Annotated in this window: 10 protein-coding genes, 2 pseudogenes and 1 riboswitch; of the genes and pseudogenes, 5 read left to right on the top strand and 7 right to left on the bottom strand. The window is 61.0% G+C overall.

Features of this window, described 5'->3' with window-relative positions:
- Positions 1 to 49: 49 nt before the first annotated feature.
- The 5 genes from PMI26_RS21195 to PMI26_RS21215 all read right to left on the bottom strand — a co-directional run bounded on the left by PMI26_RS21195 (position 50) and on the right by PMI26_RS21215 (position 9,167).
- Positions 50 to 2,788 (bottom strand): LuxR C-terminal-related transcriptional regulator, encoded by a 2,739-nt coding sequence (locus PMI26_RS21195; protein WP_007972556.1) that lies wholly within the window; start codon positions 2,786 to 2,788, stop codon positions 50 to 52.
- 175 nt (positions 2,789 to 2,963) lie between these two features.
- A complete protein-coding gene (locus tag PMI26_RS21200; RefSeq protein WP_007972554.1) occupies positions 2,964 to 4,328 on the bottom strand; it encodes a DUF1329 domain-containing protein in 1,365 nt (454 codons plus the stop codon).
- A 28-nt stretch (positions 4,329 to 4,356) separates the two neighbouring features.
- On the bottom strand, positions 4,357 to 6,258 hold the full coding sequence (locus tag PMI26_RS21205) for a DUF1302 domain-containing protein (RefSeq protein ID WP_007972552.1): 1,902 nt from the start codon (positions 6,256 to 6,258) through the stop codon (positions 4,357 to 4,359).
- 339 nt (positions 6,259 to 6,597) lie between these two features.
- Entirely contained in the window at positions 6,598 to 8,280 is a 1,683-nt protein-coding gene (locus PMI26_RS21210) for a fatty acid--CoA ligase (RefSeq protein WP_007972550.1), read from the bottom strand.
- Positions 8,281 to 8,537: 257 nt separating this feature from the next.
- Positions 8,538 to 9,167 carry a LysE family translocator gene (locus tag PMI26_RS21215; RefSeq protein WP_007972540.1) on the bottom strand — a complete coding sequence of 210 codons (630 nt, stop codon included), beginning with the start codon at positions 9,165 to 9,167 and terminating at the stop codon, positions 8,538 to 8,540.
- 92 nt (positions 9,168 to 9,259) lie between these two features.
- On the opposite strand from PMI26_RS21215, the gene PMI26_RS21220 reads away from it, so the two are divergent.
- From PMI26_RS21220 to PMI26_RS21230, 3 genes are all read left to right on the top strand, one after another.
- Positions 9,260 to 10,225, top strand: coding sequence for a 2-hydroxyacid dehydrogenase (locus PMI26_RS21220; RefSeq protein ID WP_007972539.1), 966 nt, complete (start codon positions 9,260 to 9,262; stop codon positions 10,223 to 10,225).
- A 32-nt stretch (positions 10,226 to 10,257) separates the two neighbouring features.
- A complete protein-coding gene (locus PMI26_RS21225) occupies positions 10,258 to 11,256 on the top strand; it encodes a class I SAM-dependent methyltransferase (protein WP_007972538.1) in 999 nt (332 codons plus the stop codon).
- A 50-nt stretch (positions 11,257 to 11,306) separates the two neighbouring features.
- A riboswitch (yybP-ykoY riboswitch) is annotated at positions 11,307 to 11,431 on the top strand.
- 89 nt (positions 11,432 to 11,520) lie between these two features.
- Positions 11,521 to 12,105 (top strand): TMEM165/GDT1 family protein, encoded by a 585-nt coding sequence (locus PMI26_RS21230; RefSeq protein WP_007972537.1) that lies wholly within the window; start codon positions 11,521 to 11,523, stop codon positions 12,103 to 12,105.
- Between the two features lie 151 nt (positions 12,106 to 12,256).
- On the opposite strand, the gene PMI26_RS21235 is transcribed toward PMI26_RS21230, so the two are convergent.
- Positions 12,257 to 13,075, bottom strand: coding sequence for a M48 family metallopeptidase (locus PMI26_RS21235; RefSeq protein ID WP_007972535.1), 819 nt, complete (start codon positions 13,073 to 13,075; stop codon positions 12,257 to 12,259).
- A gap of 272 nt (positions 13,076 to 13,347) precedes the next feature.
- Here PMI26_RS21235 and PMI26_RS32280 point away from each other — a divergent pair.
- Together PMI26_RS32280 and PMI26_RS32275 are read left to right on the top strand one after the other, a co-directional pair.
- Positions 13,348 to 14,634: pseudogene (locus PMI26_RS32280) on the top strand (HAMP domain-containing protein); the annotation flags it as partial.
- 12 nt (positions 14,635 to 14,646) lie between these two features.
- Positions 14,647 to 15,489 (top strand): methyl-accepting chemotaxis protein, encoded by an 843-nt coding sequence (locus PMI26_RS32275; protein ID WP_443200837.1) that lies wholly within the window; start codon positions 14,647 to 14,649, stop codon positions 15,487 to 15,489.
- 114 nt (positions 15,490 to 15,603) lie between these two features.
- Here PMI26_RS32275 and PMI26_RS21245 read toward each other — a convergent pair.
- A pseudogene (locus tag PMI26_RS21245) lies at positions 15,604 to 15,792 on the bottom strand (SOS response-associated peptidase); the annotation flags it as partial.

Below are 15,792 nucleotides of genomic sequence, written 5' to 3'. Positions count from 1 at the left end.
CACAATTGAGTATCCAGCCAATGGCCGCGATGTGTAACGTGAAAAATCCTTAACCCAGCACCCCCAATTCCTTCGCCCGCGCCACGGCCTGCGTACGCCGCTCGACCCCGAGTTTGCTGTTGATGTGGCTGGCGTGGGTCTTGACCGTGTGCAAGGAAATAAACAGCTGATCGCTGATTTCCTGGTTCGAACAGCCTTGGGCAATCAATCGCAGAACCGCCAGTTCCCGCGTGCTGAGTTGCTCCGCAGCCGCGCCGGATTCCGCTCCGGGGCGGGCTGTCAGCGCCGGCAGCTTTTCACTGAGGCTCAGGGAAACAGGGGTTGGCGAACACTGTTGAAGCTGCCCACGCAGCCAGTCCGGGTGCTCGGCCAGCAAGCCCTCGAAGGGTTGCAGCACGCCCCCACCAGCGGCGTCCAGCGCCTGAGCCAGTGCCTTGCGTGCTTCCGGCTCCCGTCCGCTTCCCAGCAATAACGCCACTTTCTGGGTCAGCGCCATGGCACTGAGCATCTGCCGACCGCTTTGCTGGCCATGTTCGAGCAGCGCATTCAATCGCCCCTCGGCCAGCATCGGCTGGCCCTGGATGAAGTCCAGCAACGCTTGTTGCAATTCGATATGCAGCGGCAATTGCGGATGGAACTCCGGCGGTGCCGCCCCGTTTTCGCCGTTGTAGGTCTGCCCCAGGCGCGCCAGCCAGGCTTCGGCCAGATCGGTACGCCCCTGGGCCAGCCAGAGCTCACATTTGACCAGGGTAATCATGGCCAGGTAGTAGATCGGCGGCACGTCCCAGATGTGCATGAGCCGCTCGGCTTCGGCCAATTCGGCAAAGGCCTTGGCGAACTCGCCGCTGCTGCCTTCCAGCCTGGCAATCACGCAGTGGCCAATAAGCACGCTGATGTCACGACAGGCGCGCGCCTCGCTCAGACCGGCCTGCAAGCGCACCCGCGCCAATTGCGGCTGCATGCGCAGGGCCAGCAAAAAGCCTTCGTACAGGGTCAGCCGGGCGCGAACCGCATACAGCCGTTGTGCAGACAAGCTCTGCAGGCGTTGCATGCCCTGACGGACCTCTTCCAGTGCCCGACAGATTTCTCCGCGGGCTTGCAGCACCCGTGCGCGGTCGTAGTGCGCCAGCGCTTCGAATAACGGGTTGCCGACACGTTGCGCCAGCTCCAGCGATTCGCGGTTCAGTCCCCGTGCCCGCCATAAGTCCCCATCGGCAATGGCCAGGTTGGACAAGGTCGAGAGGCACATCAGGCGCTGGCCGTAACGCTTGGCCGGAAGGCTTTCCAATGCCTCGCGGCAGTACCGCAGCGTGAGTTCGCGGTTGCCGCGCCCACGGGCAATGATGCCACTCAACGCCAGCCATTGAGCCAGCATGGATTTCTGGGCGGTGGCCGACGGCGCGGGCAGGAAGCGGCTCAAATGGCTGGCCAGCTCTTCGGCAGCATCCAGCTGGCAAGCCAGGCCCAGCGCCCAGCTATACAGCACAATCAGGCGCGGGGTGCTGATCAGCAAGCTGTCAGGCAAGTCCATTTTCCAGCGCAGCAACATGCCGACATTCTGCTCGGCCAGCAGTTGCTCTTCGGAGAGGTTCTGCACCAGGTTCGCCGCGACGTCCAGGTGACCGGCACGCAAGGCTTGCTCCACCGCCTCATCGAGCAGTCCCTGGGCATTGAACCAGCGGCAGGCACGCAGGTGCAGGCTCGCGGCCGGTACCATCGACTGGGACGTCGGCCGAGTGCGCAACAGATCGGAAAACAGATGGTGATAACGGTACCAATGACCATGTTCATCCAGCGGCACCAGGAACACTTGATGGGCAAGCAGGAAGCGCAGGATCTCTCCGCTGTCATGGGCGTCGCGAACGGCATCGCACAGTTCGCTGCAAAAACGCTCCTGGGGCGCCGTGTCATAAAGGAACGACTGGACCTCGGCGGGCAGGCAATCGATGACTTCTTCGAGCAGGTAATCGCGGATCAACCCCTCCCCGCCATGCAACGATTGCGGGAGCGTGCCATCGGTGCCCGCCTCCGAAGCCGCCAGCAGCCAGAAACGTAAACCCGCAACCCAGCCTTCGCTGCGCTGGATAAGGTTTTCCAGTGCCTCGCCGCGCAAGGAGCTGCTGTGCCGGTCAAGCAGGCTCAAGGCCTCGTCATGGGTCAGGCGCAGGTCCTGTTCATGCAACTCGAGCAGTTGCCGCGACAGCCGCAGCCGCGCCAGGTGCCAGTCGGGACGTTGGCGGCTGGTGACCATCACCAGCAAACCATCGGGAAGATGGTTGAGGAAAAACTGCAGGCAACGGTCCAGCACTGGCCCCTGAGCCAGATGGTAATCATCCAGCACCAGCAGCAAGGGCTTCGCCGTGGACAGGTGTACGGCCAGTTCGTCGAGCAAGCCGTCGAGCCATTCTTCGAATGCGAACGGCTGATGGCGCTGGCGCATTTTCAACAGCCCGAGGGATTGCCTGCCCAGGTGCGGGAAATAGTCCTGAAGGCCTTCCAGCAGCCGTTCGAGAAAGCGCCCCGGGTCACTGTCTCGCGGGCTCAACCCCAGCCAGAGGCTTTGCCAGTGCCCCGGCAAACCCTGACAAAACTCCACCGCCAGCGAACTCTTGCCGAACCCTGCCGGGGCACTGACCAGCAATAACCTGCCTGCAAGCCCGGCACTCAGACGCTCGCACAAACGTGGACGCAGCACATGGCCGTCGGGCAATGGCGGACGGAAAAACCGCCCGTCGAGTGTCGCGACGGCAACCGGTGCAGAACCTGGGGATGTGGACAAATCAGTCATAGCCGGCTCTTGTTTGAATTGCGGGTGGCGGCGTTGCAGATGTCCGCAGACTAGCCGTAAACGGATAGGGAATGAAGGTAATTGCTACAAATGGCTACAAAAAGTCTACAAGCAAAAAAAAACGCCCCGAACCAGTCGGGGCGTTTCAGAGGGTGCGGCCTCTACTCAGTTCACCTTAGCGAACACCGTCCTGACGCAAGGCGGCCGGGGTGAAGTCGCTGGTGGTCGCAGTGAAGCCGAAGTCGTAAGCCGACTTCTCTTCGTTCTTCATGCCCAGCGCCAGGTAACGACCCGACTGCAGGTCATACAGGGCCTCGAGGGCGTACCACGGCACTTGCTTGTCGTAGTAGTTCTCGGCATGGGCCTCACCTACACGCCACAGCTGGCCACGACCGTCGTAATGGTCGATGACCGCTGCCTGCCAGGTATCTTCGTCGATGTAGAAGTCACGCTTGGCGTAGATGTGACGCTGGCCTTCCTTCAAGGTGGCAACCACATGCCACACCCGACGCAGCTCGTAACGCGCCAGATCCTGGTTGATGTGACCGGCCTTGATGATGTCGGTGTACTTGAGGCTCGGGTCGTCGAGCTTGTAGCTGTCGGAGGCGATGTACATCTCTTTCTTGCCTTCGAGCTTCCAGTCGTAACGATCCGGCGCACCGTTGTACATGTCCAGGTTGTCGGAAGTACGCAGGCCGTCAGCCGCGGTGCCCGGGCCGTCATAGGACACTTGTGGCGCACGACGCACACGACGCTGGCCGGCGTTGTAGACCCAAGCCGAGCGCGGTTCCTTGACCTGGTCGAGGGTTTCGTGAACCAGCAGCACACCACCGGCCAGACGCGCCGGCGCGGTCACTTTCTGCTTGAAGTAGAACAGGATGTTGCCCGGGTTTTTCGGATCGTAATCCTTCATCTTGTCGCGGAACACGAACTGGTCCTGGAAGTACACCAGGCTGAACGAGCCGTTCGGCTGTGGCGTGGCCTGGGTTACCAGGCGAGTCACGCTACCACCGCGATAACGGGTGATGTGGTTCCAGATGACTTCAACGCCACTTTTCGGAATCGGGAACGGAATGGCGGTTTCAAAGTTCTCCAGGCCGTTGCCGCCGGACACCAGGTTGGTGTTGGTAGCGTTGCGCTTGATGGCGGCGAATACATCATCCGGCACGGTAGCACCGCGATGGGATGGATAGACCGGCATCTTGAAGGTTTCCGGGTAGCGCTTGAACATCGCGTACTGGCCCGGTGCGAGCTTGTCCTTGTACTGGTCGACGTTCTGCGCCGTGATGGTAAACAGCGGTTTTTCGCTGGCGAACGGATTGGACAGGAAACCTTTGCTGTCGACCGTACCGGCGTTCTTCGCCATCGGCTTCCAGGCCGGGATCGAACCGTCGGCGTTACCCGCCATTTCGGCACCCATCGGGGTCAGGCTCTTGCCCAGCTTGTCGGCCTCGGCCTGGGGAACCGCTGCGATGACGCTGGTCGCCAGCAGCGAAAGACCCAGAACACCGGCGTGGAACAGACTCTTTGTTATTTTCATATGTTTGTTCGTCCTGAAAATTCAGTGCTTAGAAGTTCACGCCGACGCTGAGCGCAACGAAGTCGCGGTCATCCACGGTGGTGTACTTGCCGTCGAAGAAGTTGGTGTAGGCCAGGCTCGCGGTGTAGGTGTTCTGGTACTCGGCATCGACACCGAGGCTCACCGCCTTGCGGCCTTCCTCGAAGTTGCCGCCAGGGCCTGGCGAGTAACCGCTCACGTCATGGGACCAGGCAACGTTCGGCTTGAGGTTCACACCGGCAAACACGTCGTTGTATTCCCAGATGGCACGACCGCGGTAGCCCCACGAAGTCGCAGTGGTGAAACCTTCGTCGGTGCAGTTGCGGCTGCGGTTGTTGGTAGGCGTACCCGGGCCGGCACCGTTGATGGTGCTGGTGTTGAGCGCCACGCAGGTATCGAGCGCGCCAGAGGCTGGCAACTCACCCGGGCCGTAGACCGGATCGCGGCCATAACGAACATCGGAAGTGCTTTCCAGGCCGCCGACGTGGGTCACGCCCACTTCACCCACCAGGGTCAGACGGCTGGCGCCCATGACTTGGTCGAAGAAGTGCGTCAGGGTGGTCTGGAACTGGGTGATCTCCTTGCGACGATACCCGTGCAGGTCCTGCCCCGGCACGCCGGTCAGCAGCGATGCGTTGGTCAACGGGTTGTTCGGGTTGTTGTTGCCCAAAGGACGTACACCGGCGAACAGGATGTCGGTGGAGTTGAGCTGCACCGGAGCGTTCGGACGGTAGCTGATCTCACCGCTCCACGCGGTACCGGTAGGCAGGGTGGTGGAGAAGCTCAAGCCATACAGGCGAATGTCCTCCGGGTATTCGATGAAGTACTGCGAATTACCCGCCACCAGCAATGGCGCCAGCGCGGCGAACGGCCCCGGGAGTCCCGCCGCTGTGTTGTAGACCGACTGCGGCGCACCGGTGGCACTGAAGATCGGCGCACGGCTGTGGTAGTTCATGAAATAGGCACCGAATTCGGTGTCCAGTGGATCGAACATGTACTTGAAGGACGCGCCCCACTGGCCGCCGTCGCGGGCATCACGATCGCCGCCACGACGTACCAGAACACCCTCATTGTTGACGTCGACGCCGTTGGCGGCCAAAGGCCCCAGGGCAATGGCCGGAATCTGCGAGCGCTTGGCCAGCACGCGCAGGTTGTCGTTACAGCCGTCGGCAACGATGTCCGGCTGGGAGAAGAACGTGCCGCAGTTATCGACGACGGTCTGGTCCCATTCAATTTGATAGAACGCTTCGGCCGAGAGGTTTTCGGTCAGGCTCTGGGACACATAGAACATGTTGACCGGGATCAGGCCTTCCTTGATCTCGGCACCCGGACGACGGAACGCGGACACGTCGATCGGGTTGATCGAGTTGATGCCACCACCGATGAAGGTACTTTCACCCCAGCTCACCACCTGCTTGCCCAGGCGCACGGAGCCTGGTTGATCGGCAATGGAGTAGTTGTGGTAGACGAAGGCGTCGAGGATCTGGCCGCCGGCGGACTTGGCGCCTTCCTTGCGGCCCGCGTCGCTGATGTCCTTGAACGGACGGCTTTCGTCCTTCAGTTCAAAGTCGTACCAGTACTTGCCACGGACGAAAACACCGGTATCGCCGTATTTGAGTTCAAGGTCATGGATGCCCTTGAAGATCTTCGAGAAGGTTTCCCCGCTCTTGAAGTTCAGGTGACCGTCATCAGAAGTCTGGGACAGACCCTTGCCGCCGTTGTTGACACCGATGAGGTTCTTGTTGGCACTTTCGGTAGACCAACTGGCACCGAGCGACAGGGATGAGTCGAACTGACCTTCGATTTCACCGACGTTGAAACTGACGCCGAATGCTGGCCCGGCGAGCGTAGAGGCAAGACTGACAGCCAGGGGCAGCTTCGCCCGGCGCCAGAACTGGTTTACTGATGTCATCGACGCTACTCCATGTGCATTTTATTTTTATGGCATTGAGCACTTCTAAAAACGCTGTGGATAACCGGGAGCCATGGCATCCCAAAGTCATTCCAAAGTTGCATCGCCCCGGTTCGTGCGGTTGCCCCGTTCTTAAAAATCCTTGAGCGGACTATAGCCAGCAGGTAGTAGTGCTTGATCCCTCTAAAGTGTGATTTGCAGTTGCCAGCCACTCTGGAACAGTCCTTTCGCCAGTCCGACACCCGTCGGCACGGCAAGGATGGCTGAAAATTTCGATTTGACAAGCCAAGCGCTTGCTTGGTGGGGCTGGCGTGCCCTTTCGGGCACGCCGGGAGGTGCTTAAAGCGTCGAGAGGAAGGTGCTGTTGGTGGCCTGCCATTCGCTGATGTCGACACGAATGCGCTTCTTGTCGAGTTTGCCGACGCTGGTCTTGGGAATTTCAGTAACAAGGGCGATCTGACTCGGAATCGCCCACTTGCTCAGGTGCCCCAACTCCACAAAAGGCTTGAGGTGTTCCTTGAGTTCCCGCGCCCCGATGACATGACCTTCACGCAGTACGAGCAGGGCAAACGGCCGCTCTCCCCACTGCGGATCAGGGATCCCCACCACTGCTACTTCACGTACCGCCACATGACGACTGATCAGGTCTTCCAGGTCCAGGGAGGAGATCCACTCGCCACCGGTCTTGATCACGTCCTTGATACGGTCACGAATGTCGATCACCCCCATGCTGTCCAGGGTCGCCACGTCGCCGGTGTGCAGCCAGCCTCCGGCCCAGAGCTCCGCGCCCTTCTGCGGTTCATTGAAATAACCCTCGGTCAGCCAGGGTGCGCGCAGCACCAGTTCGCCCTGGGTCTCGCCGTCGGCGGGCAGGAAGTTGCCCTCGGTGTCGACGATCGCCGCCTCCACCAGCGGCCCGGGCACGCCGGCCTTGATCCGGTAAGTGGTGCGTTCGTCTTCCGTGCCGGCCATCAACTCATCGTTCAAATGGGCGCATGACACCAGTGGCCCGGTTTCCGACATGCCGTAGGCGGCGGTCAACTGAATGCCCTTGGCCTTGGCCGCCTCGTACAGCGTGCGGTTCAAGGCGCTGCCGCCGATGACGATTTTCCAGCCGCCGAAGTCGACGTTCTGCGCAGCCTTGGCATTGAGGACCATCTGCAAAATGGTCGGTACGCAATGGGAGAACGTGACCTTCTCCTTGCGCCACAACTCCACCAGGTACTCCGGGTCATAGCGGCCGGGGTACACCTGCTTGAGTCCGAGCATGGTCGCCACATACGGCAGGCCCCAGGCGTGGACGTGGAACATCGGTGTGATCGGCATGTACACGTCGCTGGTACCCAGCAGGCGCACGCTGTCGATCGCGCCCATGATGGTCGACACGCCCATGGTGTGCAGCACCAGTTGCCGATGGGTGAAGTACACGCCCTTGGGATTGCCGGTGGTGCCGGTGGTATAGAACGTGGTCGCGACCGAGTTTTCGTCGAAATCCTGGAAATCGTACTGCGGGCTCGCCGCGGCCAGCAGTTGTTCGTATTCGCCGACAAGGTTCGGCAGGTCCGCGGTTGTTTCCGGCAGGTCAGTCAGCAACAGGGTTTTGTCGACCGTGGTCAGATGCCCTTCGATGGCTTTGTAGAGGCCGACGAACTCGCTGTTGACCAGCACAAAGCGGTCCTCGGCGTGGTTCATGGTGTAGAGGATCTGTTCCGGCGACAGGCGCACGTTGATGGTGTGGATCACCGCGCCGATCATCGGGATGGCGAACATGCATTCCAGGTAACGATGGCTGTCCCAGTCCATCACACCCACGGCATCCCCGGGCTTGACCCCGGCCGCTGTCAGCACGTTGGCCAGGCGGGCCACCCGCTCGATCAGGGTCGGGTAGCTGTAGCGCAACTTGTCGCGGTAGATGATCTCGCGGGTTTTCTCATAACGGGCACCGGACATCAGCAGCCGCTTGATCAGCAGCGGGTATTGGTAAGCGCCTTCGGCCGGGGGGATAACGCGAGTCTGCAACATAAGAATCCCTTTTTCTGACTGCACGGACGTGACTGAACGTAAGCACTGTAGTGCCCCAGATCGTCAGCCAAATCAGCCAAAGGAATGATTTGTAGAACTCCGCAAATGCTAGCATTGCGCCAGCACCGGCCATTTACCACGCACTGTAGGAGCTGCCGCAGGCTGCGATCTTTTGATCTTGATCTTCGGCAACTCCAGAATTGTCAAAGATCAAAAGATCGCAGCCTGCGGCAGCTCCTACAGGGAATCACGATTGATCAATGCATCTCGGTAAAAGCGAGTTTCACGCCAATCGCAATCAGCACCGCACCCATGGTCCGGTCGAACCAGTGCCCCATGCGCGCGAAACCGGCGCGTACGCGCTGCTGGCTGAACAACATCGCCACCAGGCAGAACCAGGTCGCTGTGGCGGCTGCCAGGTAAACCCCGTAACCGGCCTGCACGGCCAGTGGCGTGTGCGGGTTGATTACCACGGTGAACAGCGAGAGGAAGAACAGCGTGGCTTTCGGGTTGAGACCGTTGGTGACGAAACCCGAGGTGAAGGCGCCACGGGCAGTGCGCTCCCCCGCTTCCTTGTGCAGATCGTCCGCCACAGGCTTGGCCGGTTGCGCGCGCAGTGCCTTGTAACCGATGTAGAGCAGGTAAGCGGCGGCGGCCCATTTCAAGGCATTGAACAGCACGATCGACTGGGACACGATCAGGCCGATACCCAACAGCGAGTAACCCACATGCAGGAAAATCGCCGTCCCCACACCCAGCGCGGTCCAGGTGCCCGCACGGCGACCGTGGGTAACACTTTCACGTACCACCACGGCAAAGTCCGGGCCGGGGCTGGCCACGGCCAGCAAGTGAATCAGGGCAACGGTCAAGAACTCTGTCCAGTACATGTGGGGCTCCTTCAGGCCAAGCGTAACTATTTATTTCATCTGGTAGGCTCGGCAGATTACGCCTTCAGTTCAATGCACAAAAGGTACAGTTGATGACGAACACTCGCCGCGCCGTTTTCCTCGACCACCCGTCCCTGGACCTCGGCGACCTTGACCTCAGCCCGCTGCGCAGTTGTTTCAGCGAATTGCAGCTGTTCGCCCAGACCTTGCCCGATCAAGTCATCGAACACCTCAAGGGCGCCACCGTCGCCATCAGCAACAAGATCCTGATCGACGCCGCCGCCATGGCCGCCAGCCCTGACCTCAAGCTGATCCTGATCACCGCCACCGGCACCAACAACGTCGACCTCGCTGCCGCCCGCGCCCACGGGATCACCGTGTGCAACTGCCAGGGTTACGGCACGCCGTCGGTGGCGCAGCACACGATCATGCTGCTGCTCAACCTGGCCACGCGCCTGGCCGACTATCAGAAGGCCGTCGGTGCAGGCCGCTGGCAACAGGCCAAACAGTTCTGCTTGCTGGACTACCCGATTGTCGAACTCGAAGGCAAAACCCTTGGCCTGCTGGGTCACGGCGAACTGGGTGGCGCGGTCGCACGGCTGGCTGAAGCCTTCGGCATGCGCGTGCTGCTGGGGCAGATTCCCGGACGCCCTGCCCGTCCGGACCGCCTGCCACTCGATGAACTGCTGCCGCAAGTCGATGCCCTGACCCTGCACTGCCCGCTCAATGAACACACCCGCCACTTCATCGGTGCCCGCGAACTGGCCTCGATGAAACCCGAAGCGTTCCTGGTCAACACCGCCCGCGGCGGCCTGATCGACGAACAGGCTCTGGCCGATGCCTTGCGCAACGGTCATCTGGGAGGCGCCGCCACTGACGTGCTGAGCGTCGAGCCTCCCGCCAACGGCAATCCTCTGCTGGCCCAAGACATCCCGCGCCTGATCGTCACCCCGCACAACGCCTGGGGCAGCCGCGAAGCGCGCCAGCGAATCGTTGGCCAAGTGACCGAAAACGCACTGGGATACTTCAGCGGTAAGGCGCTGCGGGTCGTCAGTTGATAAACTGCGGCACTTTTTTCACGGGAGCAGTTATGGATCCGCGCAGTGAAGTACTGCTTCGCCAGGCCGAGTTATTCCAGGGTTCGGTGCTGTTGGCCGGTTTGCCCGCCGACGACCTGCTGGGCCGCCTGCCCGATGCCCATGGCTGGTGCTGGCACGCCGGCGATCAGGCCGCGCTGGACGCCCGCTTCGACGGGCGCAGCCACTTTGGCGTGAACGCACCGGAACGCGGGTTCGATAGCGCCGTGGTGTTTCTGCCCAAGGCCAAGGACCTGACCGACTACATCCTCAACGCCCTCGCCTCGCGGCTGGCCGGCCGCGAACTGTATCTGGTCGGCGAGAAAAAAAGCGGCATCGAAGGTGCCGCCAAACAACTCAACCCGTTCGGCAAGCCACGTAAACTCGACAGCGCGCGCCACTGCCAGCTCTGGCAGGTGACCGTGGCCAACGCACCTGAAGCCAAGCCGCTGGAAAGCCTGGCGCAGACCTATGAGCTGCCGCTGGCCGAAGGCCCGCTGAAGGTCATCAGCCTGCCGGGGGTATTCAGTCATGGTCGCCTCGATCGCGGCAGCGCGCTGCTGCTGGATCACCTGGACAAACTGCCCAGCGGACACTTGCTTGATTTCGGTTGCGGTGCCGGGGTTCTGGGCGCGGCAGTGAAACGTCGTTACCCGCACAACCAGGTCACGATGCTGGATGTGGACGCCTTTGCCGCTGCCAGCAGTCGCCTGACCCTGGCTGCCAATGGTCTGGAAGCCGAGGTGATTACCGGTGACGGAATCGACGCAGCGCCGATGGGTTTGAGTGCGATCCTGAGCAATCCTCCGTTCCATGTCGGCGTGCACACCGACTATTTCGCAACGGAGAACTTGCTGCGAAAAGCAGCCAAACATCTGAAAAACGGCGGAGAACTTCGCCTGGTAGCGAACAGCTTCCTGAAGTATCAACCGCTGATCGAAGAGCATCTTGGCGTGTGCGCGATCAAGGCCGAAGGACAGGGCTTTCGAATTTACCGGGCAAAACGCGGCTGAAACCTTTTTGAAAAAGAGGGCTTGCCGAATGGGTTTTGCGAAGGCAGAATCCGCTCCGTCCTAGGGGAGTAGTCTCCCACGAGCACCACGCTCGTCCGGCATGCGTCAACATACTTGGTCCTCAGACCATGGCGCATGCGACCCAAGCATCCACACCAGATGGATCGCAGGGTTTGACAAGACCTATGACACGCACACCTTACCCGGGGCGGGAAGGCTGTACGTGTCATAGCCGTGTCGACCCGCCCCTTAGGAAAACCCCTGATGCTGGATTCACTACTCGTTCCCACCGCAATCGTTGCCTTGGCCGAAATCGGCGACAAGACGCAACTGCTCGCGCTCATCCTCGCCGCTCGCTTCCGCAAGCCCTGGCCGATCATTGCCGGTATTGTTGCCGCGACCCTGGCCAACCACGCGGCCGCCGGTGCAGTCGGTGCCTGGGTCGGCAGTTTCTTCTCGGATACGATGCTGCACTGGATCCTAGCCGCGAGCTTCGCCGCGACCGCCCTGTGGACCCTTGTGCCAGACAAGATGGATGACGACGAGGCCAGCACCGCCCGCAAGTTCGGCCCGTTCCTGACCACACTGATCGCATTCTTCCTGGCGGAAATCGGCGACAAGACGCAGATCGCGACCGTGATGCTGGCTGCGCAATATCCGGAGTTGTGGCTGGTGATCATCGGCACCACCGCCGGCATGCTGATTGCCAACGTACCGGTGGTTCTGGCGGGTAACTTTGCCGCAGACAAGCTGCCATTGACCCTGATCCGTCGACTGGCGGCGTCGGCGTTCTTCATCCTGGCGATTGTCGCGGTGTACAAGGCGATGCAGAGCAGCGGGTGGGTTTGACCCGATAGGTCGTTAGATCGCGTTATCGTTCTTCGCGAGCAAGCCCGCTCCCACAATTGATCTTCGGTGAACACAAATTTTGTGTACGACCGATATCCAGTGTGGGAGCGGGCTTGCTCGCGAAGAGGCCAGCAGCCTTACCGCATGACTATCAGGACTTCTTGGCCTGCTCATACAACGGCATAACCTTCGGAATCGCCGCCTGCAACGCCGCAGTCCGGCTGCTCGAAGACGGGTGCGTGCTGAGGAACTCCGGCGGAGCACCTTCGCTGGCCTTGCTCATCTTGTTCCACAGGGTGATCGCGGCGTTCGGGTTGTAGCCGGCGCGGGCGGCCAATTCCAGACCGATCAGGTCCGCCTCGTTTTCATTGGCACGGCTGTTGGGCAAGGTCATGCCGTAGTTGGCTACAGCGTCCGCCAGGGCCAGGCTGTCCTGGCCCAACCCGAGCAACGCACCAGCACCCTGCTTGGCCATTTCGATACCGTATGCCTTGGACATCGCCTCACGACCGTGCTCGCGCAGGGCGTGGGCGATTTCATGGCCCATGACCGCGGCGAGTTCATCGTCAGTGAGTTGAAGGCTGTCGATCAGCCCGGTGTAGACAAAGATCTTGCCGCCAGGTCCACAGTTGGCATTGAGCTCGTCGCTCTTGATCAGGTTCACTTCCCATTTCCACTGGGCCGCGTCCGGACGAAAGTTCGGCGCCTGGGCAATCAGCCGGTCGGCAATGACCTGAACACGCTTGGCATCGCTGCTGGTCTTGTCCAGCACGCCTTTGCTGCTCGCTTCACCCACAGTCTTTGTATAGGACTGGGCGTACATCTGGTCGACCTCTTGCGAGGACAACATGCTGAACATGTACTGCTTGCGCTCAACGCCCACAGCACCACCACTGGTGGTATTGACCGACTGGCAGCCAGCGAGCAGCAGACTGGCGCTCAGCACACATAGAGCCAATGTCTTGTTCATCGAAAAACTCCCTGAAAACATGCCGGGTATCCTAGGCGTGGAATAGTATCGACGCCAGAGACAATAGACATAAGACGCGCAATTCAGGCAAAGCTCTCATCGATGCAGGAAAAAATTCACATTCCGGGGCGAGCCGCAGCCCGTCACGCCGCGCATTGATTCATTTGCGACATCCGCCACGCAAAAACAGCCATTTCAACGACCCGCGCTCATGCCCGCCCGACACCTTGCCGATACACCTGGGCAGACGTCCTTTCGCGTGCGGAGCCACCATGAAATTCAAGTCGATCCAGTTTTCCGTGGCGGCCCTTGCCGGCGCCATTGTCCTTAGTGTCGTGGCAGCGCTGGTGGTGTACGCGCTGTTTTCCGGGGCCCGGACGCAGGACATGGTCCAGGAACGGACCCAGGCCCAGTTCGAGCAAGTCATCGAACAACGCCTGACGTCCCTGGCGCAGACCCAGGTCAGCCAGATCCAGCGTGAGCTCGAAGCACCGCTGCTGATCGCCGGCGGACTGGTTCGGGTCAACGCCCTGATCGGCACACCCGGTGCCGATGGCCAGCCCGCCCTGAGCCTCAGCCGTGAGCAACTGATCGGCCTGATCAAGGAAAACGTGGTCAAGAACCCGAAGATCCTCGGCACCTACATCGGCTGGGAAAAAGACGCGCTGGACCACAACGATACGGCCTACGTCGGCACCCAGGTGGTCGGGATCGACGCCAGCAACGGGCGCTTCCTGCCCTGGTGGTTCCGCAACGACGACGGCACCCTGGGCCAGGACAAACTGGTGGACGTCGATGACCAGAAAACCCTGTCCACCGGCGTGCGTGCCAGCGAGTACTACCTGTGCTCGAAAGAAACCAAAAAATCCTGCGTGATCGATCCGGCGCCTTATAAGGTGGGCGACAAAATCGTCATGCTCGCCTCCTTTATTGAGCCGATCATGCTCAACGGTGCTTTCCAGGGCATCGTTGGCGCCGACCTGTCGGTGAACTTCATTCAGGAAATGCTCCTGGGTGCCAATCAGAAACTCTACAGCGGCGCCGGGGAAATGGCCCTGATCGGCGGCAATAGCCGCATCGTTGCCTACACCAAGGATCCAAGCAAGTTCGGCGAAAAGGTCAGCGATATCCTCGACAGCAAGCAGATTGCCAACATGGCCAATCTCAAGCGCGGCGAAGTCACCTACACCGTCGACAAAGCCCAGGGCCGGATCGAGTTGTACCTGCCGTTCGGCATCGGCCAGACCGAAGCCCGCTGGACCCTGATGCTGCAATTGCCGCTGAACGCGGTCATGGCCGACCTGCTAAAACTCCAGGCCGACCTGGATGCGCAGCGTAAATCCGACACCTTCGGCATGGCGATGGTCGGCCTGGTGATTGCCGGTATCGGTTTGCTGGTGATCTGGCTGGTGGGCCACGGCATCGCCCGTCCGCTCAAGCAGATGGTGGCCATGCTCGACGATATCGCCCAGGGTGAAGGCGACCTGACCCGGCGCCTGACCAGCGATCGCGCCGATGAGCTGGGTTCGATCGCCAAAGGCTTCAACACCTTCCTGGCCAAGTTGCAGGCGATGATCACCCAGGTGGTGACATCGGTGCAGAGCGTCAGCGATTCATCGGAACACACCGCCGACATCGCCATCCGCACCAACTCCGGCGTACACAAGCAAATGGCCGAGATCGATCAGGTGGCCACCGCCGTGCAGGAAATGACCGCCACCGCCCAGGACGTGGCACGCAATGCGACCCAGGCCGCACAGGCCGCCAGCCATGCCGATCAAGCTGCCAGCCAAGGCATGCAGATCGTGCGCGACACCTCGAACTCGATTGGCGCCCTCGCCGTGGAGATCGGCCGGGCCGTCGGCGTGGTGCAGACCCTGGCCAAGGACAGCGAAAACATCAACGCCATCCTCACCGCCATTCGCGGGATCGCCGAGCAGACCAACCTGCTGGCCCTGAACGCAGCCATCGAAGCGGCCCGCGCCGGTGAACAGGGCCGGGGTTTTGCCGTGGTGGCCGATGAGGTGCGCAACCTGGCGCAGAAGACGCAAAAGGCCACCGAAGAAATCCAGGCCATGATCCAGCAACTGCAGCAAGGCACGCGGGATGTGGTGCGAGTCATGGAGGACAGCCAGAACCGTACGGACGAAAGCGTACTGCACGCGTCGAAGGCCGCCGAAGCACTGGAGACCATTACTCAGGCGGTGTCGGTGATCAACGACATGAACACCCAGATCGCCAGCGCGGCCGAGGAGCAAAGTGCGGTGGCGGACGACATCAACCGCAATGTGATCAACATCGGCCAGGTGGCCAATGAAGTGGCCGGCGGTGCGGATGAGTCGAGTGCGGCCAGTGCGGATTTGACCAAGCTGGCGGAACAGCAGCGGCGGTTGATCAATCAGTTCAGGGTTTGACCTTCAGGCCCTCTTCGCGAGCAAGCCCGCTCCCACAGGGGATTTGTGTACGCCACAGATCCAGTGTGGGAGCGGGCTTGCTCGCGAAGGGGCCAGCACTGCCACCAAAAAAACTCAACCCGGCGTCAAACACTCCGGCCCATTGAGCTTCGGATCATTCACCATGTTGGCCAGTACCCGTTCGCGCAACGCGGCAGGTTCACTGGCCAGCAAGGCTTGCAAAGCATGCAACGGCGTCTCGGGATCGAGCCAAGCGGCCTGCCCCGCCTCATCAAGAATCAACGGCCGCCGCTGGCTCGCCGC

It is taken from the genome of Pseudomonas sp. GM33, assembly GCF_000282295.1.
GTDB classification, from domain to species: Bacteria; Pseudomonadota; Gammaproteobacteria; order Pseudomonadales; family Pseudomonadaceae; genus Aquipseudomonas; species Aquipseudomonas laurylsulfatiphila.
Note: the sequence above shows the minus strand (reverse complement) of the source record. Positions and strands in the feature narration are given on the sequence as shown.